Annotated in this window: 24 protein-coding genes; 17 read left to right on the top strand and 7 right to left on the bottom strand. The window is 34.9% G+C overall.

What is annotated here, in order from left to right:
- Positions 1 to 31: 31 nt before the first annotated feature.
- From C1H58_RS01700 to C1H58_RS01690, 3 genes are read right to left on the bottom strand one after another with little or no spacing between them, the layout of a single operon-like run.
- Positions 32 to 190 (bottom strand): FeoB-associated Cys-rich membrane protein, encoded by a 159-nt coding sequence (locus tag C1H58_RS01700; RefSeq protein WP_050331690.1) that lies wholly within the window; start codon positions 188 to 190, stop codon positions 32 to 34.
- Positions 191 to 204: 14 nt separating this feature from the next.
- A complete protein-coding gene (gene feoB / locus C1H58_RS01695) occupies positions 205 to 2,199 on the bottom strand; it encodes a ferrous iron transport protein B (RefSeq protein ID WP_165545112.1) in 1,995 nt (664 codons plus the stop codon).
- Entirely contained in the window at positions 2,192 to 2,428 is a 237-nt protein-coding gene (locus tag C1H58_RS01690; RefSeq protein ID WP_165545111.1) for a FeoA family protein, read from the bottom strand. The genes feoB and C1H58_RS01690 overlap by 8 nt, the downstream gene beginning before the upstream one ends.
- A gap of 469 nt (positions 2,429 to 2,897) precedes the next feature.
- On the opposite strand from C1H58_RS01690, the gene C1H58_RS01685 reads away from it, so the two are divergent.
- The 8 genes from C1H58_RS01685 (at position 2,898) to C1H58_RS01650 (ending at position 11,962) form a co-directional block, all read left to right on the top strand.
- Positions 2,898 to 4,124 (top strand): NupC/NupG family nucleoside CNT transporter, encoded by a 1,227-nt coding sequence (locus C1H58_RS01685; protein WP_165545110.1) that lies wholly within the window; start codon positions 2,898 to 2,900, stop codon positions 4,122 to 4,124.
- 491 nt (positions 4,125 to 4,615) lie between these two features.
- Complete coding sequence (locus C1H58_RS01680) at positions 4,616 to 5,449, top strand: YitT family protein (RefSeq protein WP_016424395.1); 834 nt, start codon at positions 4,616 to 4,618, stop codon at positions 5,447 to 5,449.
- Between the two features lie 353 nt (positions 5,450 to 5,802).
- Positions 5,803 to 6,606 carry an ABC transporter ATP-binding protein gene (locus C1H58_RS01675; protein WP_016424396.1) on the top strand — a complete coding sequence of 268 codons (804 nt, stop codon included), beginning with the start codon at positions 5,803 to 5,805 and terminating at the stop codon, positions 6,604 to 6,606.
- A gap of 24 nt (positions 6,607 to 6,630) precedes the next feature.
- Entirely contained in the window at positions 6,631 to 7,635 is a 1,005-nt protein-coding gene (locus tag C1H58_RS01670; protein WP_165545109.1) for a FecCD family ABC transporter permease, read from the top strand.
- Entirely contained in the window at positions 7,632 to 8,648 is a 1,017-nt protein-coding gene (locus C1H58_RS01665; RefSeq protein WP_165545108.1) for a FecCD family ABC transporter permease, read from the top strand. Before C1H58_RS01670 ends, C1H58_RS01665 begins: the two co-directional genes overlap by 4 nt.
- A gap of 166 nt (positions 8,649 to 8,814) precedes the next feature.
- Entirely contained in the window at positions 8,815 to 9,312 is a 498-nt protein-coding gene (locus C1H58_RS01660; RefSeq protein ID WP_050331683.1) for a hypothetical protein, read from the top strand.
- 514 nt (positions 9,313 to 9,826) lie between these two features.
- Positions 9,827 to 10,894, top strand: a complete 1,068-nt coding sequence (locus tag C1H58_RS01655; RefSeq protein ID WP_060830320.1) for a YkvI family membrane protein — start codon at positions 9,827 to 9,829, stop codon at positions 10,892 to 10,894.
- 42 nt (positions 10,895 to 10,936) lie between these two features.
- Positions 10,937 to 11,962 (top strand): alpha/beta hydrolase, encoded by a 1,026-nt coding sequence (locus C1H58_RS01650; protein WP_165545107.1) that lies wholly within the window; start codon positions 10,937 to 10,939, stop codon positions 11,960 to 11,962.
- A gap of 159 nt (positions 11,963 to 12,121) precedes the next feature.
- On the opposite strand, the gene C1H58_RS01645 is transcribed toward C1H58_RS01650, so the two are convergent.
- Positions 12,122 to 12,649, bottom strand: a complete 528-nt coding sequence (locus C1H58_RS01645) for a GNAT family N-acetyltransferase (protein WP_165545106.1) — start codon at positions 12,647 to 12,649, stop codon at positions 12,122 to 12,124.
- Positions 12,650 to 12,793: 144 nt separating this feature from the next.
- Between C1H58_RS01645 and C1H58_RS01640 the strand changes: the two genes are divergently transcribed.
- The 7 genes from C1H58_RS01640 to C1H58_RS01610 all read left to right on the top strand — a co-directional run bounded on the left by C1H58_RS01640 (position 12,794) and on the right by C1H58_RS01610 (position 20,480).
- Positions 12,794 to 13,714, top strand: a complete 921-nt coding sequence (locus tag C1H58_RS01640) for an NAD(P)H-binding protein (RefSeq protein WP_165545105.1) — start codon at positions 12,794 to 12,796, stop codon at positions 13,712 to 13,714.
- Between the two features lie 5 nt (positions 13,715 to 13,719).
- Positions 13,720 to 14,400, top strand: coding sequence for a response regulator transcription factor (locus C1H58_RS01635; RefSeq protein ID WP_050346017.1), 681 nt, complete (start codon positions 13,720 to 13,722; stop codon positions 14,398 to 14,400).
- Positions 14,387 to 15,409, top strand: coding sequence for a sensor histidine kinase (locus C1H58_RS01630; protein WP_165545104.1), 1,023 nt, complete (start codon positions 14,387 to 14,389; stop codon positions 15,407 to 15,409). Before C1H58_RS01635 ends, C1H58_RS01630 begins: the two co-directional genes overlap by 14 nt.
- A gap of 104 nt (positions 15,410 to 15,513) precedes the next feature.
- A complete protein-coding gene (locus C1H58_RS01625) occupies positions 15,514 to 16,275 on the top strand; it encodes an ABC transporter ATP-binding protein (protein ID WP_050331676.1) in 762 nt (253 codons plus the stop codon).
- The gene (locus C1H58_RS01620; RefSeq protein WP_165545103.1) at positions 16,265 to 18,163 is read left to right on the top strand and encodes an FtsX-like permease family protein; all 1,899 of its coding nucleotides are present in this window, start codon (positions 16,265 to 16,267) and stop codon (positions 18,161 to 18,163) included. Before C1H58_RS01625 ends, C1H58_RS01620 begins: the two co-directional genes overlap by 11 nt.
- A gap of 683 nt (positions 18,164 to 18,846) precedes the next feature.
- Positions 18,847 to 19,464: a DUF47 domain-containing protein gene (locus tag C1H58_RS01615; protein WP_016424409.1), complete on the top strand. Its 618-nt coding sequence runs from the start codon at positions 18,847 to 18,849 to the stop codon at positions 19,462 to 19,464.
- A gap of 14 nt (positions 19,465 to 19,478) precedes the next feature.
- Positions 19,479 to 20,480 (top strand): inorganic phosphate transporter, encoded by a 1,002-nt coding sequence (locus C1H58_RS01610; RefSeq protein ID WP_050331674.1) that lies wholly within the window; start codon positions 19,479 to 19,481, stop codon positions 20,478 to 20,480.
- 195 nt (positions 20,481 to 20,675) lie between these two features.
- Here the strand turns inward: C1H58_RS01610 and C1H58_RS01605 are convergent, their stop codons facing one another.
- From C1H58_RS01605 to C1H58_RS01595, 3 genes are all read right to left on the bottom strand, one after another.
- Positions 20,676 to 21,500, bottom strand: coding sequence for a LysM peptidoglycan-binding domain-containing protein (locus C1H58_RS01605; protein WP_165545102.1), 825 nt, complete (start codon positions 21,498 to 21,500; stop codon positions 20,676 to 20,678).
- Positions 21,501 to 21,997: 497 nt separating this feature from the next.
- Entirely contained in the window at positions 21,998 to 23,242 is a 1,245-nt protein-coding gene (locus C1H58_RS01600; protein WP_165545101.1) for an aminoacyltransferase, read from the bottom strand.
- 652 nt (positions 23,243 to 23,894) lie between these two features.
- Positions 23,895 to 24,233 carry a helix-turn-helix domain-containing protein gene (locus tag C1H58_RS01595; protein ID WP_037559186.1) on the bottom strand — a complete coding sequence of 113 codons (339 nt, stop codon included), beginning with the start codon at positions 24,231 to 24,233 and terminating at the stop codon, positions 23,895 to 23,897.
- 78 nt (positions 24,234 to 24,311) lie between these two features.
- Here C1H58_RS01595 and C1H58_RS01590 point away from each other — a divergent pair, with 78 nt between their 5' ends.
- Together C1H58_RS01590 and C1H58_RS01585 are read left to right on the top strand one after the other, a co-directional pair.
- Positions 24,312 to 24,992 (top strand): type 1 glutamine amidotransferase domain-containing protein, encoded by a 681-nt coding sequence (locus tag C1H58_RS01590; protein ID WP_050346013.1) that lies wholly within the window; start codon positions 24,312 to 24,314, stop codon positions 24,990 to 24,992.
- A gap of 14 nt (positions 24,993 to 25,006) precedes the next feature.
- Entirely contained in the window at positions 25,007 to 25,675 is a 669-nt protein-coding gene (locus C1H58_RS01585; protein ID WP_165545100.1) for an SDR family oxidoreductase, read from the top strand.
- The last annotated feature ends 69 nt before the right edge of the window (positions 25,676 to 25,744 follow it).

Raw genomic sequence — 25,744 nt, 5'->3', positions numbered from 1 at the left:
AATTTCAGCGAATGAAATTCTCCTTTTTGTATTACTGCAAATGTTTTGGTAACTGTTTAGTAGAACAAGATTTGTTGACCTCACAAGCGCTACATTGTCCTTGCTTAGATTTTTTAATATATCGTATCGTTACTAAGACAACGTAACAAAAAATAAGTGCAATGAGTAGTAAGTTTAAAAGTAATGCCATTAATGATTTCCCCCTTAAAAGAAAACTGAACCGATTTGATAAACTGCGAGTGACAAGACATAAGCAATTGTAATTGGGTAAACGAGTGCGAGTAAGGTCCATTTCCATGATGTCGTTTCTTTACGAATCGCCGCGACAGTAGCTAGACAAGGTGTATATAGCAAAATAAAAACCATAAATGAATAAGCGGATAAAGCTGTAAAATGTGATGAAATCATTGAAACAAGGGCGTTTTCATCTACTGAATAAATAATCGCCATAGCACTGACTACGACTTCCTTGGCTAAAAATCCTGGTATTAATGTAGCAGCCGTTTGCCATGAACTAAAACCTAAAGGGGCGATAAGAGGTGCAATAGCAGCCCCGATTAAATGCAAGAAGCTTTGTTCTACCGGTACATGAAACCCTGATGGTCCAGAATAATTGAGCAACCAAATGATAACAGAACCAGCAAAAATAAATGTTCCTGCTTTTTTAACAAATCCTTTTCCTTTTTCCCAAGTGCTTCTCCATAAAGTTTTAATAGATGGCAAGCGATATGGAGGTAATTCGACTACAAAAATAGAGGTGTCTTTTTTCAAAATTGTTTTTGAAAGGCCCCAGCTGACAAATAGAGCTACGATGATACCAAGCACATAAAGACTTAAAACAACGAGTGCTTGATGTTGCGCGAAAAATATAGCGACAAACAATCCATATACAGGAAGCCTTGCCGAACAAGACATAAAAGGGGCAATCAGAATTGTTGTTAAACGTTCCTTTTCTTCTTCGATACTTCTTGCGGCCATAATTCCAGGTACATTACAACCAAACCCGATAATCATAGGGATAAAAGACTTTCCGTTTAGTCCAAATTTTTCCATAATTCGATCCATTATGACTGCAATTCGTGCCATATAGCCAGAATCTTCTAACAAAGATATGAAGAAAAACAAGACAAGAATCTGAGGAACAAAGACAAGCACACCTCCGACACCAGCGATAATTCCGTCTGTGACTAAATCTTGAAGTGCTGGATATATACCGAGATGTGTCATAGCATCTCGTGCAGAGTCAGTTAAAGGACCACCGAAAAACTCATCTAGTTGATCTGATAAGGGTGTGCCTATCCATGTAAATGTGGTTTGAAAAATCAGCCACATGATACCAAGAAAGATAGGAATCCCTAAAATTTTATGTGTCAGTAACGCATCTATGCGTTCTGTAACATAGTGTCGTTGCGTATCTGGATATTGAACAATGTCAGCCAATATAGCGTCAATGTAGGATTGTCTACACTGAACAATATGATGTTCAATGTCTATTGTATGTATAGACATAAATGCATTTTTAATGTTATTTAATGCGTCGCACGTTTGAGAATCTAAGTACGTTAAAACAGATGGATTTTTGAGTAAATATTGAATCGCTAAAAATCGATATTGTGCCTTTTCTAATTTCAATTGAGAAGGCATTGCTTGTTGTAATTGTTGAAGCAAGTTTTCAATCGCTTCACCATAGTTGATTTTTAAAGGACGTTGCTTTGAAATATGATGATCTGTCAGGGCGTTAAGCATATCATCGCTACCCTTTCCAGTTCTTGCAATGACAGGAATGACAGGGACGTGTAATTTCCTCATGAGTTTCTGATAGTCAATCCGAATGCCACGCTTATTAGCAACATCTATCATGTTTAAACCTATGAGAATCGGTGCGCCGAATTCTAACAATTGTATTGTTAAATTAAAATTACGTTTGATTTGTGCGGCATCTATAATATTAATCATGCCATCGAATGATTCATGTAATAAAAAGTCAGTTACAACAGTTTCGTCACGTGAAATAGGAACTAAATCGTAAATGCCGGGTAAATCAATTAAATGACCATTTTTCTTTTTTAATTGACCGACCTTTTTTTCAACGGTGACACCACTCCAATTGCCAACATAAGCATAAGAGCCGGTAAGTGCATTAAACAATGATGTTTTCCCGACATTAGGGTTTCCTAAAATACAATATGCATTACTCATAGGCTTGCTCCAATAGGATGTCACAAGCATCACAATTTCGTATACAAATTTGTTGGTCATTAATTTTTAAAGTACAAGGCCCTTTAAATAAACCTTTTTGATGAATAGATAAACAACAACCCTCCACACATCCAAGTGCGCGTAAACGATGCTTCAAATTAATGTTTTGCGTTTCTAAAGCTTTGACACGATAGTTTCTTCCAACCTCAGCATTTGCAACATGTAACATATTCCCACCTACTTATCGTTAATGATAATCATTTTCATTTAATTATAGAATACCTTGAATTATATTTGTAAGCAATAGTGATTTTAGAAAGAATATGTAAAATTATTGAATTTAATCAAAAATTTTGTTTAGGCTGGAACGACATTCAGCCGGACTTTAGAGTCTAAGTGACGTGAAATAGTCAAGTTTTACTCGTCATCTCATTTAAGGCGGATGCACAATCCGTTCAGTTTAACAATGTGCGAATCAGTTTGGATATGTGTGTGTGATAGGTAGCTAGGTCGGCATGACTCGATGAACCGCATTGTTCATCTCGACACATGAGAAAGTCGTTTGTCGTGGTCTGTACATAATGGAAGAAAGAGGGGATTTTGACCTAAATATTATTAAAAAAACATATTCTCACTATCTCATACGCATGGTATACTTGTTGTGTTAAAAACAGTTGAAAGGTAAGAGGTAAATCCTTATGTATTTGATCATTAACATTATTGGTTTGTTTGTATTTTTGGGTGTTGCATATCTGTGTTCACGTGACCGTAAAAATATACAGTGGGGTTCTATAGCTGCCTTAGTTGTATTGAACCTTATCTTAGCTTGGTTTTTCGTATACTTCCCTGCTGGAACTTTAGCCGTTAAAAAGGCAGCAGAAGGTATCTCTTGGGTAATAGATGCTGCATTTGCAGGTATAGGTTTTGCATTTAAGAGTTGGATAGAAGTCAAACAGTTAGATATGGCTGTTGCTGCGCTTTTCCCTATTTTATTAGTTGTGCCTTTGTTTGACATTTTAATGTATTTCCGTATTTTGCCATGGATCATGCGTGCAATTGGTTGGGTTTTAGCCAAAATTACACGTCAACCTAAATTTGAAGCATTCTTTGGTATTGAAATGATGTTTTTAGGTAACACTGAAGCACTTGCGGTTTCAAGTGAACAATTAAAGCGCATGAAAGAAACACGTGTGTTAACGATTGCAATGATGTCAATGAGTTCTGTTTCTGGTGCGATTGTTGGGGCTTACGTCACAATGATTCCAGGCGAATTAGTATTGACAGCCATCCCATTAAATATTGTTAATGCGATGATTGTAGCTTCAATTTTGAATCCAGTTAAAGTTGAAGTAGATGACGATGTTATTTATGACTTACGTGAAAATGAAGCGCGTCAACCGTTCTTCTCATTCTTGGGAGATTCAGTATTAAATGCTGGTAAGCTTGTATTAATTATTATTGCTTTCGTTATTAGTTTTGTTGCTTTAGCAGAATTGGCAGACCGTTTGATCCACCTTATCAGTAGTGGTATTGCACACTTATTCCACTTAAAAGGAAGCATTGGTCTAGATCAAGTTTTAGGTGTATTTATGTGGCCGTTTGCATTCTTATTAGGTTTACCGTCAGATGAAGTGTGGAAAGTTGCACAAAATATGGCGAAGAAAATTGTAACAAACGAATTTGTTGTAATGGGTGAAATTACTGGTGAAATTAATAGTTATACACCGCATCACCGCGCTGTTATTTCTACATTTTTAATTTCTTTCGCTAACTTCTCAACAATTGGTATGATTATCGGTACATTAAAAGGGATTGTTAATGAAAAGACGTCTGATTTTGTTTCTAAATATGTCCCAATGATGTTATTAGCGGGTATTTTAGTTTCGTTATTAACAGCAGGTTTTGTAGGTTTATTCGCTTGGTAATTGTGATTCCGGTGAGCGACGGAATGAAAAAAGAGGGAGCAGGACATGATTGTCCGCTCTCTTTTTTATGTGTAAGTGATTATGTTAAAAGATTAATGCCTTAAACTGTGAGTGATCCATATCAGCTTATCATCTTAAATGAAATTAGAGCATAAAAGAAGCAGCTCAGCGCTTGCTGAACTGCCTTAGACGGGAAATGAATAATTTAGATTGATATTCGAGCATGATATCAACCTCGAGCAAAAAATCTCTCTTACTATAAAAAACACAAAGGAGATGGCCTCTTGTTGACTAGTAAACTAGCAACAAATAAGGTAATTCATATTATACACACTTTTACACCATAAGTAAACTAAATATTCAGAAATTTAAAACTTTAATAAAATCTTTTACATTATCTCGGAATTCAAGGGTACGAATTGTCATAAAGTTGTGATAATATGGCTAATGACAATATAAAAAGACAATCTTAAGATGAAGGGAATGGTTTGGTGAGCAGAACAATTAGAGATTTAATTTTAGTCGTTTTAGGTGCGTTTATATTTTCAGCCGGTGTAAATGCATTTATTATCACTGCGGATCTTGGTGAAGGCGGTGTAACAGGGCTCGCAATCATTTTATACTATGCATTTCACTTATCTCCAGCCATCACTAACTTTGTGGTGAATGCGATTTTAATCGGTGTGGGGTATAAATTTTTAAGTAAAAGAAGTATGTATTTAACAATACTAGCGACGGTATTGATTTCTATTTTCCTTAGTTTAACTGAGTCATGGCATGTAAAAACAGATGATGTTATTATTAATGCGATATTCGGTGGTTTTTCTGTAGGATTAGGAATCGGTATTATTGTATTAGCGGGAGGTACGACTGCAGGGACAACCATTTTGGCACGTATCGCAAATAAATATTTAGATGTGAGCACACCTAATGCCTTACTCTTCTTCGATTTAATTGTTGTGCTAATCTCGTTGACAGTCATTCCTTTAGACCGTGCATTGTTAACAATTATTAGTTTGTACATAGGTACAAAAGTAATGGACTTTGTTATAGAAGGTTTAAATCCTAAAAAAGCTGTAACCATCATCTCTAAAGAGCCAGATCGCATTGCTAAAATGATTGATGAAGATATAGGTAGAGGTATCACTATACTCAACGGTCGCGGTTACTTTTCAAAAAAAGAAACAGATGTGTTGTATGCAGTGATTAGTAAAACGCAATTATCACGGACGAAGCGCATGATTCGAAAGATTGATGAAAACGCGTTTGTAGTCGTCCATGACGTTCGTGATGTATACGGCAATGGCTTTTTAGTAGAAGACTAATTTAAAAGAACATTTTTAAGAAAAGTGGATATAAGTAGTATGAGTGGGATAGTTATCAAATGGTTTGGACTATCCTGCTTTTTTATTTTTATTAAATAAAAGCATCTGTCGTTTAACAAACAGACGTTTTTCGTTTTGTTTAATGTATGTATATCAATTAAGTTTCAGTTAGAAATTTCTAGCAAAGAATGATATACTAACAAATATATGATAATGATTATCAATTGGATGAAATAGATCTACAAAATAGCGTGATATTAATAAATAACTGGTCACGTCTATCTCGTAAAGTACAAATAACGCTTTTCATAATATGAATTGAAGCGGAATCGTTTTAAGAAAGAAGGATGACGATGAACAGATTAATAGGTAAAGAAGTTTCTATCGGATATGGTGAACGTGTTATTGTGAACAACTTAGACGTTGCTATACCAGATGGGAAAATTACGTCCATTATAGGCCCAAATGGTTGTGGGAAGTCTACGTTACTGAAAGCCTTATCACGATTACTGAATACTAAAAGTGGCGAAATCTCTTTAGATGGTAAAAATATTCATACACAATCTACAAAAGAAATTGCGAAAAAAATCGCGATATTACCTCAATCACCAGATGTAGCAGATGGGCTAACTGCGGGTGAATTGGTTTCTTACGGTCGATTTCCACATCAAAAAGGGTTTGGTCGCCTTAATGAAGAAGATAAAAAAGAAATTGATTGGGCGATGCGTGTAACAGGAACAATTGATTTTAAACATCGTGCAGTCAATGATTTAAGTGGTGGTCAACGTCAACGCGTATGGATTGCGATGGCTTTGGCTCAAAAAACAGATATTATTTTTCTAGATGAACCGACAACTTATTTAGATATTTCACATCAACTTGAAATTTTAGAGCTCGTACAAGAACTGAATGCGAAACATGGGACAACGATTATTATGGTCTTACATGATATTAACCAAGCGATTCGTTTTTCTGATCATCTGATTGCGATGAAAAATGGTGATATTGTTAAGCAAGGTGAAACGCATGAGGTGTTAACGAACGAGATTTTAGAAAAAGTATTTAATATTGATGCGGAACTAAGCACTGATCCTCGCACAGGTAAGCCGATGCTTGTGACTTATAATTTATTATGTAAGCACTATGAGAAAGCATAAAGCAGTAAGGCATGGCGTATTCAAATGTTAAATAAAAATAAATTTGTTAAATTAAATTATACATTCCAACTGATTTGTGCACTTGTAATACTCACATTTGTGTTTATTCTTTCTATTTTATTGGGAGAGGCGCAAGTGAATGTGTCAACGATTGCTGCAGCCATATTTCATTATGATCCATCGATTCAAGCACATAATATTATTTCTGAAATTCGTATCCCGCGTAATATTGGAGCGGTATTAGTAGGGATTGCTTTAGCCACATCGGGTGCAGTGATTCAAGGCGTCACAAAAAATGGATTAGCAGACCCCAGTTTAATTGGTTTAAACGCTGGGGCTGCTTTTGTGTTGGCAGTGACTTATGCATTTATCCCCTCAGCGTCTTTTACGGTGCTTATTTTGGCCGGATTTATAGGCGCTATTTTTGGCGGCACAATCGTGATGATGATTGGCTCGTCAAGGCGTGATGGATTTAATCCAATGCGGCTGATTCTTGCGGGTGCAGCGGTTAGTGCTCTTTTGACTGCATTAAGTCAAGGGATTGCTTTAATTTATCGGCTGAATCAGTCTATTAATTTTTGGAGTGCTGGCGGTGTGTCCGGGGCAAATTGGCAACAAATTATGATCAGCGCGCCCATTGTTTTAGTTGTTTTAGCTTTATTTATTCTTATAAGTCGTCAACTGACGATTTTGAGTTTGGGTGAAACTTTGGCAACCAGTTTAGGACAAAATGTAAAATGGATTCGTACACTCGCTTTAGTGCTTTCAATGTTATTAGCGGGTATATCAGTGGCAATGGTAGGTCAGATTGCCTTTATAGGATTGATTGTGCCCCATATCGTACGTTATTTAGTAGGGACTGATTATATTAAAGTACTCCCAATGGCAGCAGTCATGGGAGGAACGTTAGTCCTATTGGCAGATTTAGTTGCAAGATTACTGGGAGAAGCGCCTATGAGTGCTATTATTTCTTTTATAGGTGTCCCTTATTTCTTCTACCTCATTCGAAAAGGAGGTAGTACGATATGATCCATCCAAAATTGAAACGGAAGCAACGCATTGTTTTAGTGACTGCTATTATCGTGCTCTGTTTAGCTATAGTCTGGAATCTAACGACTGGAGAATATGCGATGTCCTATCGTCGTATTATTCAAACGTTTTTCGGCCAAGGCAATGCAGCAGATCAATTGATATTGATTGATTTCCGATTGCCGCGTATGTTGATTACACTTATGGCTGGTATCGCTTTAAGTTTGAGTGGCGTGATTTTACAAAGTGTGACTAATAATCCATTAGCAGAGCCTGGTATTTTAGGTATTAATGCAGGGAGTGGCTTTGCTATTGCATTGTTTATCTCAGTTGGTCAAATCCAAGCGGATCAGTTTGCTTATGTCTTACCTATCATCAGTATGATAGGTGGACTTTTGACAGCTTTTGCAATTTTTATCTTGAGTTACCAAGGGAATAAAGGTCTTTCTCCGGCAAGTATGGTATTGATTGGTGTCGGAATGTCGACTGCGTTGTCAGGTGCAGCACTTACGCTGATGTCGACATTTGACAAAGATCAATCTGAATTTATAGCCACTTGGTTGGCAGGCAATATTTGGGGTGATACATGGCCTTTTGTGTTCGCGTTTTTACCTTGGCTTATTATTTTAGTGCCCATTGTTATCTTTAAATCTGAAACTTTAAATATTTTAAATACCAGTGATACAATTGCTAAAAGTGTGGGGGTTCCGCTTAATAAAGCGCGTATTTTATTAATATTGATTGCTGTTCTCTTGTCTAGCGCTGCGGTGTCAGTGGCTGGTGCAATTGGATTTATCGGCTTAATGGGACCTCATATCGCGAAGTCAATGGTAGGGCCAAGACATCAATTATTTATACCTATTTCAATCGTCATCGGCGCTTTACTGCTGATTGTTTCAGATACATTAGGGAAAATTTTATTACAACCAAGCGGCGTACCAGCAGGTCTCGTCGTAGCTGTGATTGGTGCGCCTTACTTTTTATATTTAATGTATCGAACACGTTCTGTATGATTTCAATCCTTAGACTGAGCGTAAAAGATATAAAATATGTTAGAATATGAATATATGAGATGATACGATAAAAATATAACTTAATGTGGCAGGTCAAACTGCAATCTTAATGTAATTATGTTAAGATAGTGGTAAATGGACATAGGCACATTCAGGAGGACAAGCCATGCAAGATTTAATAAAGAAACATGTCTTAAACGGCGAATTTGAAGCGGTAAAAAACTTAATGTCTGCAACTGACTTTTTAGCTTTTGAAGAAGCGTATATCTCTAGTGCACATGAAGAAGAAAGTGTTATGTATTATACATGTTTGCTTGATATGATTAAAGCGGAAGAAACAGCAGAAATTCATGATTTAGCTTTCTTATTACTTGTATATCCGTTGAGTGATGTGCCAGGCGCATTAGATGCTGCATATTACCATGCTAAATCGTCAATTGATTTGACTGAGGGTAAAGAAGTAAAAAGTTTATTACAAATGTTACTGTTGCATGCAATTCCAGAGCCTGTTATTTCTGATAAAAAGGCTTTTAGTGTTGCAAAACAAATCTTAAAGCTTGATCCAAATAATAAAGTGGCTAGAAATGTATTGAAAGAAACAGCGAAACGTATGGATCAAGTGGTGGTTGATTTTGATCAGTTAAATAATTATAAAGATGCATAAAGCAATGTACGATCGCAAACGAATGTATGAACGAGACGGAAATTTTATCCAACAAGATTTCTGTCTCGTTTTTTATTTCATCACCTTGATTCAAAGTACGCATCATCAATATTGTTGAGTCTGCTTGATACATTTATAAATAGATTTTTTTACCTCAGGGGGAGTGAAGGTTAAATTTAAATCATAATCTTTGAAACCTAAAATGATTTAAAAATATTCTAAAAGTGTACATAAAAACTTTTAGGCTCAAAAAATACCTGTAAAATTTTAAGAATTCTATGAAATCTTTTGTTGAATCTATTCATAATTAGAATAAATATGCAAAAATGATAGCCTTTAACGTTTTTTTATTCATTAAAAAGTATAAAAAACTGTAAGAAAATCATTTAATATTGCGCTTAGAGCTGTCATATCAAGCTTTTCAGATAGTTGATAGGTGTATCATAATTTGAAATTAATGAAGTAATATGTTTTAATGTTTAACGTGTTTTGCTAACGAGGAGGTCAAAACAGTATGCAAAAATATAGTGAAGCTATAAAAATAGCTTTTGCCTATGTAGGCGTTGTTGTAGGTGCCGGTTTTTCAACTGGACAAGAAGTCCTACAATTCTTTAGTAGATATGGTATCTATTCCTATATAGGTGTACTTATTTCAGGTTTAATCCTGACATTTATCGGGCGTCAAGTTGCAAAAATTGGAACAGCCTTTGATGCAGATAATCATGGATCGACACTTGAGTATTTATTTGGTAAAAAAATCGGTCTTGTCATCGATTATGTGTTAATTTTGTCACTTTATGCCGTAACAATTACGATGATTGCGGGTGCCGGCTCTACATTTGAAGAGAGCTTTGGTGTACCCACATGGTTAGGCGCGCTGCTTATGTGTATTGCCGTCTATATCACATTACTCATGGATTTTAATAAGATTGTAAGAGCTTTAGGGATTGTAACTCCTGTTTTAATTGTTTTAGTTGTATTGATTGCTATCACATTCTTATTCAAAGGCAGTATTCCTTTTTCAAAAATCAACAGTGTTGTTGAAACACCAAATATTGGTTTAGCAATTTGGAACGGTTTCAATTATGGTGGCCTTGCTTTTGCAGTAGGTTTTAGTACTTTAGTTGCAATCGGTGGAGACGCATCTAAAAGACTTGTTTCTGGTTTAGGTGGTCTTTTAGGTGGTGTTGTATATTTAGTATTATTAGGTTTAATTAACTTCGCTTTACATTCAGAATATACAGCGATAAAAGATTCTGCCATCCCAACATTAGTTTTAGCAGGTAAAATATCTCCAATTTTAACATTTGTACTATCTATCGTGATGTTAGCTGTAATGTATAACACAATTTTAGGGTTGTCTTATTCATTTGCAGCACGTTTTACAACACCTTATACAAAAGGTTATTATGTTATGATTTCAATACTTGTACCGTTGGCATACGGATTAAGTTTCGTAGGTTTTGAAGGACTCATTAAAGTGGTTTACCCAATTATGGGGGTTATTGGCCTCTTTATCGTACTTGCGGTCATTGTTAAATATCTCTATCGTAAATCTCAAGATAAGAAATTTATTGCTTAATTGATTAGATGTGTTACAATTTTTCCGAAAGGGAAGATTGGAATGACGAATCATAGAAAAAGATGGATTGTAATCACATCAATCATTTTACTCGTTATAGCCGGTCTGATAGCCGGCTATTTTTTTGAGCCTCGACTATCGAGACAGGAACAAAATAGAGTATCAATTCAAAATAAAAATGTTTCAGTATTTAAAGACATTACTTACATGGAAGGCTTACCGAATAGTCAACTCGATATTATTATGCCTAAGCATGTAAGCGCGGATGAACAGCTACCTGTGATTTTTTGGGCTCACGGTGGAGGATTTATCGCTGGGGATAAGCAATACAAAAACCCGCTACTTGCGAATATTGTTGAGCATGGGTACGTTGTAGTTAATGTCAATTATGCGCTCGCACCAGAGTATCAATATCCGACACCACTCATTCAAATGGATCGCGCGGTCACGTTTATTAAAAATCACGAAAGTAACTTACCTATTGATTTAAATCAAGTTATTATTGGTGGCGATTCAGCAGGTGCACAAATTAACAGTCAATTTACCGCAATTCAAACGAACCGCGCATTACGTGAAGAAATGAATTTTCGACAACAGTTTACACCTGAACAAATTAAAGCAACTATTTTCTTTGGTGGTTTTTATGATATGAAAACCGTTCGCTCAACTGAATTTCCAAGAATTAATTTATTTATGAGAAGTTATTTAGGTGTGAAAAAATGGGAAATGAGTTCAAAAAATATTGCTGAAATGTCCACAGAGAATCAAATTACTAAAGATTTTCCATCAACATTTTTATCTGTAGGGGACGACGATCCTTTTATGAGTCAAAATGAAAGTTTTGCGAATGCCCTAGAAGAGAAAGGTGTCTCGGTAGATCGATTCTTCTTTGATGGTACACATCACTTGAAACATCAGTACCAGTTTCATCTCAATAAACCAGAATCTAAAGAGAATATTCAAAAAGTCTTAAGCTTTTTAAGTAGAAATACAACAGGCACACAAGTCGGTCCGGATAATAAAGATACGGATCACACTGAAATTAACTTAAATCCATATGATAACTAAGTAAAAGCACTGAAATCTTAACTGTCGATGTGCATTCCAAAAATTGGACTCAAAACTAACTTTATGGAATGTACATCATTTTAAAAGATTTCAGTGCTTTTAAATATAAAAAATGACGATTATGTGAGTCGAACTTCATAAAATGATAAAATGGAATTATTAAGGTGTTGGATTTGAAGAAGAGGATAGCAAATAAGCCATGACAAACGAGTTGTAGTAACGATTGTCAATTTTGAGCGTATGTCGAAGTTCACCCTCAATTTTAAATCCTGCCCGCTCATAGAATTGAACAGCTGCTTTATTTTCAGTAACAACGCTTAGAGAAAGGCGTGTAACCTCGTGTTGACGACACCATTCAATACATTGTTGGAGAAGTTGATAGCCAATGCCTGAATTTTGGTATTGTCGTAGCACACCAATAGATATTTCAGCAATATGTGCAATACGATGAAGTGTTTTCGTTTTAACTGTTAAATAGCCGACAAGTAGCTCATCTTTTTGAGCAACGAAAATAGCCAAATGGGGGGAAGTGATGACTTCTTCCATTTTTGAAATAGCATTTTCAAATGAAGGCATATATTCACCTGGATCGTAAAGCATATATTCTGATTCTTCAAAGACTTGTTGCATGAGTGTGGTGAATGTATTGACATCGTTAATGCTGACTTCTCTTATTGTTACTGACATGCTTTCAACTCCATTTCATGTTTTAGTACGCCTCGTCATTAATAAAGATTCACATTTATTGTAACGTAAAATAAGATATTTAGGAAATTTCTCTAGCACTGATCAATTGTTAAATATTAGGTGTTGATAGGAAAGGAGTTTACGATGAAACCCAATGTATTGCTAGCTGGTGGTACAGGCTATATTGGCAAATCACTCATTCATACGCTTGCTGATCGCTGCTTTATTCATACGATATCTAAATATCCTAAAAAACAGGCACATTCAGCAGTGAACTGGATTGAAGCAGATATATATAATTATCTTGATGTTTTAAGAGCGATGCATGGTATAGATATCGCGATTTACTTTTTAGATCCAACGAAGCATTCGGCTAAAATGACAAGAGCTTTAGCGAAAGATTTGAACATCATTGCCGCTGATAATTTTGCACGTGCTGCTGCTCAGCAAGGTGTCAAAGAAATCATATATGTTAGAGGCAGTCAATTTGATAATGAAACAGTTCAACAATTGGGTAGATATGGTGTACCCGTGCGGTTTACTAGCAAAAAGGTGAACCGATCTCATATTTCTGTTGAATTCCAAGGCGCCAAATATAATGATATACGTCTTGTTCACCATATTCCGAAACCATTGAAGTGGTCTTTAGGTAGCTTTGTCCATCAAATGGGGATATGGTTGTCTCAAACACCAGGAACACGTACTTCGATTCGACATGTCGATCATCGAATTGAAGTATATGATAAAAAGCAAAAACGATTGTTGATGGTATTTGAACTTAATAAAATAGATGACACGCTCTATAGGCTTGAAATGGTCAAAGGGCGTTTGGCAAAAGTTAAAGGTGGCAATTGTGCCGTTATTGAATTTCGTTATATTCAACAATTAGATGCAGTTATTGTTCATTTATTTGATTATATTCCACGGGCATGGTGGCCAATTGCTTACTTTATTCAAGTCCCTTTTTTTCAAATGCTAGTGAGAGGATTTGATACGAAATGTCGGATTCAAAACTATTATGATCGCCAACAAAACGGTGAAGATTTGCACTATACGAAGGAGTGACGAATTTGGATATACTACTGGTAGAAGATGATCAAACATTATGTCAACAAATCACTGAGGCATTGATGTCATGGGATTATCATGTCACTTGTATTCAAAACTTTGATGAAGTTTTTCAAGAATATCAAAAAGCTGATCCTCATATTATTTTAATGGATATTACATTGCCCAAATTCGATGGCTTTCATTGGACGCGACAAATTCGTCAACATGCGAATGTACCGATTGTATTTATATCATCACGTGATCATCCAATGGATCAAGTGATGAGTATGGAGATTGGCGCAGATGACTATATACAAAAACCGTTCCATATGCCCGTTCTGATTGCTAAGTTACAAGCGATTTTTCGACGTGTGTATCAATATAATCAAGAAGAACGACGGACAATTTTGTGGAGAGACAGTGTTGTAGATTTGTCTAAAGGTACGATAGCACGCGCAGAACAGACAGCAGTGTTATCTAAAACGGAAATGCTTATTTTAGAGGTTTTACTCAAGCATAAAAATCAAATTGTATCCCGTGATACGTTGATGACAGCGTTATGGGATGATGAATCATTTGTAAGTGATAATACGCTCACTGTAAATGTCAATCGTTTACGCAGAAAATTGGCAGATATAGGTTTGAATGGTGTAATAGAAACAAAAGTAGGGAAAGGTTATCTTGCACATGAGAACAATTAGGTGGGTATTTTATTTTTTAAGAGAACGTATCGCTTGGATTGGTTTGCTCGTTGCGTTGGACTTACTTTTTTTGTTACTTGCTGCATTAGATGAAAAGATATCGCTTGGAAGCTTGTGGTATTTCATAGGATTAAAATGGCTTGTGAGCATTGCGTTTTTGATACGTACTTATTTGAGAGAAACACGTTTTTATCAACGTTTAGAATCGTATGCTGAAGTCGAATCATTGCAGCATCGCTATTTAGCCGAATCCCCTTTTGAAAAGATGACCTTGGATTATTTACAAGTGAAAATTCAACAACTTCAACAATCTATTGGTGAACAACAACATTGGATTAATTTGAGTGAGCAAAATATGGCGGAGTTTATTCATGACATTAAAACACCTGTGACGGCTTTAAAATTGTTAATCGAGAAAGAAGAGGATAGCAAGCGTCGACACCAATTGATGTTTGAATGGTCTCGCATTGATTATATGCTCGATCAACAATTATTTTTAGCGCGACTTAATCATCAATCCAATGATATGTATTTCGAAAGCGTCAAGTTGCGTGCCATTCTAATTGAAGAAATTCAACAAACACGTCATCTCTGCTTACAAAAAGGGGTTGGATTTGATTTGGCTGTGTCAGATACGTTAACGGTTTATACGGATAAGCGATGGATTCGTATGGTCATTCGTCAAATTATTTCAAATGCGATTAAATACTCTGACAATGCGTACATTTCGATTTATACGACGTTTGAAGATGATCAAGTGCATTTACACGTTCAAGATAGAGGAAGCGGTATAGCAGCACATGATTTACCACGTATTTTTCAACGCGGTTATACAGGTAAAAATGAGCGTTATCAAACGGTCTCTTCAGGCATGGGGCTTTATTTAGTCGACGCTGTACGTGATGCTTTACGTATTCAAGTGACTGTAGACTCTCAACTGGGTGAAGGCACAACGGTTTCAATTCATTTTCCAATGCAAAATGAAAATATTGCGCGCATGTCAAAGTGACAAAAATGTCACATAAGGCATGCGTTTTGTCACATGATACGCACGATTTATCATTGTATTCACTATAAAATAACATTATAAATTTGATGAAGGAGTGAGGAATCGTGTCCATTTTAAATGTGAGTCATGTTAGTAAAATATATGGGAATAAAAAACAAAGCTTTGAAGTTTTAAAAGACATTAATTTCAAAGTTGAAGAAGGCGCCTTTGTAGCGATTATGGGGCCCTCTGGTTCAGGTAAGACGACATTATTAAATGTTTTAAGTTCAATTGATTACGTATCAAGAGGAACGATTGAAGTGAACAAACAAGACATCACGCGTATGTCGAACAAACAACTCTCTCACTTCAGAAAACAAAATGTCGGTTTTATTTTTCAAGATTATAATGTTTTAGACACTTTGACTGTACGTGAAAATATCATGTTGCCTTTGTCTATTGGAAAAATTAATAAGACTGAAGCAGAGCAACGCTATCAAGAAGTGACAGATGCACTTGGAATCACAGATTTAAGCCATAAATATCCAAATGAAATATCAGGCGGTCAAAAACAGAGAACAGCAGCGGCACGTGCATTAATTAGTAAACCTGCGATTATTTTTGCAGATGAACCTACAGGGGCGTTAGATTCTAAAAGTGCACAAGATTTATTGAAACGATTAGATATGATTAATCGTCACATGAAAACAACAATTGTGATGGTGACACATGATCCGGTAGCAGCAAGTTATGCGCATCGTGTGATTATGTTGAAAGATGGTCAAATTCATACAGAATTATATCAAGGGGACAAACCCGCTTCACACTTTTACCAAGAAATCATTCAAAATCAGAGTGTGTTAGGTGGTGTACAGCATGCGTTTTAGTCACATTGTACTTAAAAATTTCCGCCAAAATTTGCGCCATTATGCGATATATTTGTTTTCTTTGCTACTCAGTATCTCGTTGTATTTTAGTTTTGTGACATTAAAATATACAGATGATATTGCACATTCAGAGTCAGCAGAATTATTGAATAAAGCAGCAGGAATTGGAGAAAAATTTCTTTTTATAATCATCATCGTCTTTTTGCTTTATGCGAATCGATTATTTATTAAGAGACGTACACAAGATTTTGCATTATTTCAATTGATAGGACTGTCGCGTAAAGATTTAATGCGCATGCTTGGTATAGAGCAAACAGTCATATTTATTTCTACAACATTTGTGGGAGTAATACTTGGATTATTTGGTTCTCGCTTATTGTTATTAATTATTAAAAATGTTGCACACCTACCAATTGAAATCAAAATTGCATTCGAACCTCAAGCATTACTCATTACTTTGATACTTGTGGTTTTATCGTTTTTATTAATTATGATGCAAAGTTTTCTTTTTATAAAACGACGTTCGATTATACAAATGATGAATGATATTAAACAAACTGAAGCCCCGCAAGCACACATTACCAAAAGAGATGTTATGTTAGGCGTACTCGGTATTTTAATGATAGGTGTCGGTTATTACTTATCAGTTATTATGTTAAAAGATGTAAGATTATTGATCATATTAGTACCTACAATTTTATTTACAACGGTTTTAGGGGCATACCTTTTCTTCAGAAGTTCTGTTTCATTGATTTTCAAGACGCTGAAGCGGAGTAAAAGAGGCTATGTCAATGTTACAGATGTGGTATTCACCTCATCAATTATGCATAGAATGAAGAAAAATGCATTTTCTTTAACTGTTATTGGTATAATATCTGCTATTACGATAACAGTTTTATCATTTGCAACGATAGGTCAAGCCAATATCGAAAATAATGTTGACATGATGACTCCAAATGAATTCACCTATATGAAAATGAAAACTGCGCAACAGTTCGAAGATAAATTAAAGGAAAATAATATACCTTATCAAAAGAAAACATTGCACATGATAGATGTACCAATTTTAACAGAAAGCAGTGATGTTAATAAGGATTTCGATGTGACACCCGTTATAAGTGCTTCAGAAATTGATGATGTAAAGGTAAATAAAGGTGAAGTCGTATTTGTGAATGGTTATGGAGTAGCAAACAACATCTCTGGATTAAAAGAAGGTATCCAGTTAAGTCTCGGGGATCAAAAGAAGCACGTTCAATTAAAAGTTACCGAAATCTCAAGTCAGTTTTATGTTGCCAATCGAATTATATTAGGTCAATCTCTTGCAGTTGTGAATCAACAAGATTTTAAGGCGCTACAATCAACACAACTTAATGATAAACAAAATGGTCCTACAACGCAGGTTGGTTTTGACTTGAAAGATAAGAAGAATTTAAAAAAAGCTGAAAAGTGGAATCACCAATTGAATCAAGAGATTCCGCAAAATAGATCGGCTCTACTTGAACAACAACTTCAATTTTCAGGGATGTTATTATTTGTAAGTAGCTTCTTGGGTATAGCATTTCTTATTGCAGCAGGGTGTATTATCTATATTAAACAAATGGATGAGACAGAGGATGAAATGCAAAACTATCGTATCTTACGTAAAATGGGTTACACACACCAAGATATGTTTAAGGGATTGGCATTTAAAGTATTATTTAACTTTGGTTTACCTTTAGTTATCGGCTTGCTTCATGCGGGTTTTGCTGCTAGAGCTTTTAATGAATTAATGAATGGTAAGAACTTCATACCTGTATTCATTGCGATGGGCGTGTATACAATCATCTACTTTATCTTTGCATTACTCGCTTACATGCATTCACGACGTAGCATTAAATATTCGATTTAAAATAGTAAAATTTAATCCGATATCATGACGTAATGAAACATGTCATTATTTTAAATTGTTTTAAAGGCATGATAGAAATCTTGAAATATAAAGGTTTCTATCGTGCTTTTTGGTATATAAAACGTGGCAGTTACATTTGAAAAAGATAAGCACACAGCTTTATGATATTATATGATGATAGATATTTTTAGTTCTAAAAGGAATACATATTTTATAAATATAACAATAAATCATTTGAATGATAACAAAAACTTATCATACTTTTAGGTGACTGATAGGGTAAATCTTTTAAATTAAACTTTAAAAATATTTTCAAATTCTTTAAAAAGTTTATAATAACCCTACATTAGAGATTAATAATACCTTAATAGTCACAGAATTTTCGAAAATAAACACACATTTAATAAAATATGTTGATAATTTTAAGGGGCAAAATACCTTAACAAAATAAAATGTTAAGGTTTTGTAAATTTAATTGTAGCGCTTTAAAATATATGCTATTTTCTAATAGGAATTGTGAAAAAGGTTGAAAGCATGTAACAACAATGAAATAAGAAAATCAAAAGGTGATATGCCCCTATCAAGCATCTTATGAGTTAACAAAGGTTTAACATTATCTTATAATTAAAGTAATAAAACTTTTACAAAAGTGATTGGGTAATCGCTGAATGGAGGATTTTAAGATGATTAGGAAGAAAAAGGATAAGTTCATGGAACGCCTAGAGGATATGATTTTCAATTTAGACCGTGCAGCAATTGAGTTCGGTAAAATGGATTTCAATACACACCTAGACTTACGAGCTTATGCTGATAATATCAAGACGTATGAATCACATGGTGACGACTTAATGCACCAAGTCATAACAGATTTAAACCAAACATTCATTACGCCAATCGAACGTGAAGATATTATGTCATTGTGTAATGCGATTGATGATGTCTTGGATGCAATGGAAGAAACATCGGGTATGTTTGAAATGTATTCGATTGAATATACAGATGAGTATATGCTTGAGTTTGTGGATAATATTCAAAAAGCAATTGGCGAGATGAAATTGGCCATTGGTTTAATGACAGAGAAAAAACTTTCACATATGCGTGTACACTCTATCAATATTAAAGAATATGAGACAAATTGTGATGGCATTTTACGTCAGTCTATTAAACATATTTTTAATAGTGAAACAGACCCTGTTACTTTAATTAAAATTAAAGACATCTATGAAAGTTTAGAAAATATTGCCGACCGCTGTCAGGCTGTTGCAAATAATTTTGAAACAATCATAATGAAAAATAGCTAAGGGAGTCCTTATTTATGGAGTTTTTGTTGCTTATTACGGTAGCTATCATTATCTTTTCGTTATTATTTGATTTTATCAACGGGTTTCATGATACAGCTAATGCAGTTGCGACGGCAGTATCAACGCGTGCGTTATCACCGAGACAAGCCATTTTGTTGGCAGCATTTATGAACTTTATCGGGGCACTGACTTTTACGGGTGTAGCCTCAACAATTACAAAAGAAATAGTCGATCCATTTACATTAGAAAATGGGCTTGTTGTTGTGTTAGCAGCGATTTTGGCTGCTATTGTATGGAATTTAGTGACTTGGTATTATGGGATACCGAGCTCATCTTCACACGCGTTAATCGGTGCAATTGCAGGTGCGGCAATTGCTTCTGCGGGTTCTTTTAATGTGTTACACTATCAAGGCTTTACGAAAATTGTGTTAGTGTTACTGTTATCACCCGTGATTGCATTTATCGTTGGTTTTATTATTTATACGATTGTCAAAACGATTTTTAGAAATGCGAATTTAACAAAAACCAATCGTAATTTTCGTATCTTTCAAATATTCACAGCGTCTTTACAATCTTTTTCTCACGGTACAAACGATGCCCAGAAATCAATGGGGATTATTACATTAGCGTTAATTGTCGCGAATTTACAAACAAGTGTTGAGCCTGCATTATGGGTTAAGGTCTCTTGTGCAACGGCAATGGGATTAGGAACAGCCATTGGGGGCTGGAAGATTATTAAAACAGTGGGCGGTAACATTATGAAAATTCGTCCAGCAAATGGTGCGTCAGCTGATTTAGCTTCAGCATTGACAATATTTGTCGCATCATCACTTCACTTTCCATTATCAACAACACATGTCGTTTCTTCATCTATCTTAGGGGTAGGTTCTTCAAATCGGATTAAAGGTGTGCATTGGAACACAGCGAAACGTATGATTGTGACTTGGGTCATTACATTGCCAATTTCAGCTGTTATTGCTGCAGTTTTTTATTTGATTTTAAACTTATTCTTATAATAGAGAAGCATCTATAGCCTAAGCGACTCTGTCTATTATAAGAAGAGTGTGCAATGCAATGGTAAGAGTAAAAGGACAAGTATGCGCTGTATTATTACAGCACGCTATAAAAATTGATGATTTGAAACAATAAAAAAGCCATTAGAAGTGAAAAGCTTCTAATGGCTTTTTTAATGACATATGCTTCAAAATGAATTAGTGAATATAATTATATTGAGATGCAACTGAAGCAGGAATTGTACGATAATCAACAACACCTGGAGGCGTATTGTAATTCATTTCTGAAATAAGAATGCTACCATCTGGATTTGTACGTTCAACATAGGCTACGTGACCGACTGGACCTTCAAAGTTTTGTAAAATAGAACCAACAGTAGGATTGTGATCTACTCTGTAACCATCAGTTGCTGCATTGCTAGCCCAATGATCGGCATTCCACCAATATGTACTGATGGGTTGGCCTGTTTCAGCACGACGGTTGAAAACGTGCCATGTACATTGACCCCAGTCGTATAAATTTTGATGATTAAATGTAGGAGATGTATAGCCTCCGTTACCTGTTGATGAACCATTTGAGCCCCCGATTTGAGGCGCTTGTGCACCACCAGAACCACCAGCTCCACCAGGGATTTTTAAAGTTTGTTGTGGATGGATTAAATAACTATTTAAGCCATTTGCACGCATCAAATCTTGGACGCTGACACCATATTGTGCGGCAATAACATTTAAAGATTCGCCTGCTTGTACAACGTGTGAACCATTATTGGATGATTGTGCTGTTGCAGCACCGCCAGCACCGCTACCTCCACCGATTGAGAGGACTTGACCAGGGAATACCATGTTATTGTCTAACTGATTCGCTTGTTTAATTTGATCAACAGATGTGCCGTATTGTTGTGCGATTGACCATAATGACTCTCCAGATTGAACTGTATGTTGCGTTGAAGCTTCAGCATCTTGATGCGTTAATAATGCAGCTGTGCCAGATGCCATCGTAAATGCAAATGCGAATTTTTTCAATGTATTTCCTCCTTAGTGACACTTAGATTTTTAATCTCTATCATTTATGAGTGTTCTAATTTGTTATGAATACACTACCCATGATAACAAAGAATAAATCATATAGGGCACATGTTACGAATTTGTAATGTTGTGGAAAATTTTATTTAATTTGACGGATGGCTTTAAACATTGTAGTGCTCGAATTGTTGCATTCATTTTAACGGACAGAAAATTTTGTTTTGTAAGATGATTTTAATATAACGATACCTCATTTACCTGTTAATAAAGATGAACACCTTATGAAGAAATGTGGGTGGTAATTAATGAGTAAGGAGGTGGGCAATTAGATGGATGATAAGGGCATAATGATAAAATGCAGTGGCTAGCTGGATTGCACAGGGGCTGTTGTAAGCTTTGTGCAATCCGAGTAGTCATTTCCATGCCTTAAACGGAAGACAGATACGAATTGACGGTAAAAAAGGTGAGGGAACCGTCATAAAACGGAAGGCTATTAATTAACGATCTCGATTGAGTAATTTGTAAATGAAATACCAGTTTTTCTTAATAGGCTTAACGAAATCACCGATATATTCTTCAACGTGTGCATTAAATCCTTTTTTAAATTGTTGAACACCGTAGTCTTCAGCATCTTTTGAAAAATCGCCTGTTACGCCATAAAAATTGTAACGATCAATATGATGATCTAGGCTAAATTTAATCGTTTCCCATTGTAATTTATAAGCACCCATAAATTCATTATATTTCGGATTGGATCCGCTAGATAAATAGTACATTTCATGATTGTTATAGATGTATAAAGCAGCGGCTAAATCAAGCACTTCACCATCACTTTCGATGAGCGATTGAATTCTTTCAATTTTTTTATTTGAGCTTTGAAGTCGTTGACGTAAATCTTGGACTTTTGATTTCTGTTTTTTAGAATTAGGGTTTTCTTCTAATTTTTCTTCTGCTAAAGTCAACGTTTCTGTGATGGACTGTTGTTGCGTTGTTAATGTGCTCAAATAATCTTTCAAATTAATGGTCGCAATTTTTAAAGCAGAATTTTTATAGATTTTTTGCATTTCTTTAAAATAGTCTAAATCTCTAAATGAAAATCCATGTTTTTCTTCAGCCATTTTAAAAAGTTTGAAGAAGCGTTCTGTTTCATCAATACTTAATTCTTCAACTTGTACATGCATTTCTTCGGTCTTTTTAATATTTCTACGTGTTTGGTATTGCATTGCTTTTAATAAGTCTGCTTCTGTTTTATCTTTTAAATCAAGGACTGACAGCCATCTAATTTGGCTCAATGGATGATAGCCAATCGAATAGCCTTGATGTTTATAGCCAAGCCCTTCAAGCGTTGTTTTAAATGTTTCATAATGATGCGACGCAATGATTTCACCATCTGCATTATATTCGTTGATGACCATATAAGGATCAACTAATGTAAATAAGCATTTTTGTTTTTTTAAATATTGTGTGAGATTTTCAAAGAAAAATGTTACTAACTCAGTGTTATGAAAATCCATCACTGGTCCTCTATGTGAGTAAAAGTATTTAAAGAATTTCATAACACGAGCTTCTGTAAATAAACAACCTGCAATTACTTTACCCTTATCGTTTTTAACCCCGACAATATGAACGTCTTGGCTTTTATTATCTCTATATTCGAAGAGATCTTTACTTTGCGTGTAATGCGAAAAATTCTCTTGAGTAAATGAATCAAATTCTTGTTCGGTTAAATTTAAAAATTGCATAATTTCGTCCTTTCAGTAAGCAAGATATATTCGTGATATTAAAATTTGGGGCTAATAAGCGAGTTTCAATAAATAAGCGCTGCGCTCTCATCCTATTTCATTAAATAGCACATTAACCCACACATAATGTAAGCGATAACAAAAAATGACATCATATTAATATGTAAGGGGCGCGCCGTCTCACATAAAGTTGATGCGTAGCAACTATTTTGATACACTTAATGATTTTAAAATCATCATTGCGTTCACAATGCATTTCCCCACCACAATGCTGATGTTGCATTTGTTACATAAAAGTGTAACTGCATCAATGACGATGATATGGAAAGTTTCAGTACTAATAAGCTTAATTAGAGCGTGCAAATATGAATTGTTTAAAGGTTTAGAAACGAACAGATACGGACTATTTAAAATAAAAAGTAATTTAATCGTAGGTGTTATAGCTATGTTTTTTATTGGATATGCTGATTACTTTAATTGCACTTACATGTTAAGAGTATAACAATATTTTGCGGTTTTCAAGCGAGATTGAAAACAAGAATATAGACTGCGATATATAATGAAACAGCGTATCTAGTGGGAAAAAGAATGTTTAAGTTCAACTTATTTATTAATCGATGTTAAGTTGCACATATTAATGAAAGAATAAGGCTTATATTTGTTTGAGTTCCTTTTCGAGAATATTAATTTGTTTCGTTAGCGATGCTTTCTTTGTATTAAGGACCTCTAAATGTAACGTTAAAATTGTTTTAACGTCTGTTTTCTTTTCATAGAGCATATTGGTATTTTTCTTAATTTCTTTCAAAGTCATATTTAACGTACTTAAGCATTTGATAAACTTAATCATTTCAATATCATCTTTTGAATATAATCGTTTATTATTCGAATCTCTTTCTATAAATTTTAGAATCTCTTTTTTTTCATAAAATCTTAATCTACTTTTGGATATATTACATATTTCTGCAACATAATCGATATAATATTTTTCCAATGTGAGCATATCCCTTCTCTTAAAGTAAGGTTTAACTGTTATCTTATTATATATAATCATTTCATAGGAGGAAATACAATGAAAAAAGCTTTAATTGTAATGACAAATGTATCTAAATATGAAAATTTAAAAAGAGCAACAGGTGCTTGGTTTTCTGAAGTAACGCATTTTGCGAAAGACTTTTACGATGCGGGTTACGAAGTAGATTACATGAGTCCAAAAGGTGGCTATGTACCACTTGATCCTGTAAGTCTTACACCAGATATGATGTCTGATGATGATTGGGCATACTATACGGATGATAACTATATGAAGAACTTTGGCCATACATTATCTCCAGATGAAGTAAACCCGGAAGATTACAGTATTATTTATTTTGCGGGTGGTCACGGTGTAATTTGGGATTTAAGAAATAATGAAGCAATCAATAACATTGCGGTTAAAATCTATGAAAATAACGGAATCGTTTCTTCTGTATGTCACGGGGCAGTTGGCCTGTTAGACATTCCATTTGAAAATGGCTTCTTAGTGAATGGTAAAGAAGTGACAGGTTTTACAAATAGTGAAGAAGAAGCAAATGGGACAACTCAAAGTATCCCTTACTTATTAGAAGATGAGTTTGTAAGTAAAGGGGCAAAATTTAAAAAAGATGCAGATTGGCACCCATTTGCGGTCGTAGATGGTCGTATTATTACAGGTCAAAACCCACAATCAGGCCATGCTGTAGCTGAAAAAGCATTAGCGTTATTAAAAAAATAAAGGAGTGAATGACATTGTCTCAATTAATTATTGGTGCAAATGGTGGCGTAGGTAAACATCTCGTCAATAAACTGAAAGCGCAAAACGTTGAATTTACTGCAGGTGTAAGAAAAGAATCGCAAGTTGATGCATTAAAAAATGATAATGTCTCAGCGATTTATGTAGATGTTGAAAATCAATCTATAGATGAATTGAGTGAAACATTTAAAAATTTTGATCAAGTTCTTTTTTCAGTCGGCTCAGGGCCTAATACTGGCGATGATAAAACAATCATTGTTGATTTAGACGGGGCAGTTAAAGCGATTAAAGCGAGTGAGCAAGCTGGCGTTAAGCATTTCATTATGGTATCTACGTTTGATTCACGTAGAGAAGCATTTGATGAATCAGGAGACTTAAAACCATATACGATTGCAAAACATTATGCTGACGACTATTTACGTCGTACGAACCTTAAATATACAATTGTACATCCAGGGGGTTTAACAAATGGCAAAGGGACATCAAAATTTATTATTGCTTCTAATGTAAGAGGTAAAGGTCCTATTAAAATCACAAGAGAAGACGTTGCTGAAGTATTAGCAGAAGTGGTTGTTAATGATGCGCTTCACGGTAAAGAGTTCCAAATCATTAATGGTGATGCATCACTTTCAGATGCAGTTGCAAAATTTCTAGAAGAAAAATAAAGCGAATGTGAGCCTATAATAATGGTTCACGTCACGCGATTGATAGGGCATCATATCGTTTTTAAAAGC

The organism is Staphylococcus sp. 191 (assembly GCF_011174885.1).
GTDB classification, from domain to species: Bacteria; Bacillota; Bacilli; order Staphylococcales; family Staphylococcaceae; genus Staphylococcus; species Staphylococcus coagulans.
The sequence above is the reverse complement of the archived record's forward strand: the minus strand, read 5'-3'. Positions and strand labels throughout refer to the sequence as shown.